The 1,008-nt window shown below is 57.8% G+C and carries 2 protein-coding genes; one reads left to right on the top strand and one right to left on the bottom strand.

Features of this window, described 5'->3' with window-relative positions; translation table 11 throughout:
* A partial coding sequence (locus RGM2987_RS00105; protein WP_245138093.1) for a hypothetical protein occupies positions 1 to 403 on the top strand: 403 nt, incomplete at its 5' end.
* On the opposite strand, the gene RGM2987_RS00110 is transcribed toward RGM2987_RS00105, so the two are convergent.
* Positions 362 to 718 (bottom strand): DUF6124 family protein, encoded by a 357-nt coding sequence (locus tag RGM2987_RS00110; protein ID WP_245138092.1) that lies wholly within the window; start codon positions 716 to 718, stop codon positions 362 to 364. The genes RGM2987_RS00105 and RGM2987_RS00110 overlap by 42 nt on opposite strands.
* Positions 719 to 1,008 lie beyond the last annotated feature (290 nt).

Consider the following 1,008-nt stretch of genomic DNA (forward strand, 5'->3'; position numbering starts at 1 on the left):
GCCCCACCACTGGGCACCTCGCCAAGGCTCGGTGTTCCCTCACTCCGGCATTGCTCCGTGGGCCCGCCGCGAAGGGTCATCCATGACCCAGCGCGGCTATCCCGGCATCCATGCCGGGATGCCCACTGCGCAATGCCTGCGTTCGGCCCTTGTGGTCAATGGGGCGTTCAAGATCAAAAGCCAAAGCAAGAGCAAGAGCAAGAGCAAGAGCAAGAGCAAGAGCAAGAGCAAGAGCAAGAGCAAGAGCAAGGCGGCCTGGCGGCCGGCCTGTTTCTCCCGGCCGGCCTGCGGTCCCATTGTGGGAGCGAGCCTGCTCGCGATGGCGGTGGGTCAGGTTGCATCAATGTCGAATGGTTCGACGTCAGCGCGGGTCAACGATATCCAATGCCCGATTCGCCAATAATTCGCTGAGTTCGATCATCTGCTGGACACCCAAGGCAATGCGCCGGCGTGATCCGTCCAGGTCAAAGGTCAAGTCGCTGATCATGGCATTGGCTGAGGCTAAGGTTTCGGTGAGGTTGGCTAGGAGGGTTTCGGTGTCGAGTTTTTTGTTGACGCTAAACACCTGGCGGGAAACCGAAGGTTCCGGGGTGTCTGATTTTGGTTTGAGATAAAAGTCCAAAGCTCTCTTGGCTGCTTCATCAAGTGTTGGGGGATTCTGGCTGGCCTCGGGAGAACTGGAACTATTTTTCGTTGGACCAGAGTTATCTTCAGACATGTTGGCGCTCCACTAGAATTGAAATAACGCCCCTTTGTTTTTCAGGTTTCCAGGCCCGGCCGCTGAATCGGCAGCGACGGCCCGAGGTTAACGAGCGCCCTTCCCACCCGACAACCGCCAGAACTCGTCGGAAAAATCTACCTGAATTAAAAGTGTGTCCGACCGTTCCCACACATTGTGGTTGGCTGTCAGGCCGCCATCGCGAGCAAGCTCGCTCCCACAGAGGGGGGCGGTGGCTGTTTATCAGTTTTTCCAGCAGGGCAAAAACCTGTGGGAGCGGGGGGGGTGGG

It is taken from the genome of Pseudomonas sp. RGM2987 (assembly GCF_022952855.1).
Lineage (GTDB): Bacteria > Pseudomonadota > Gammaproteobacteria > Pseudomonadales > Pseudomonadaceae > Aquipseudomonas.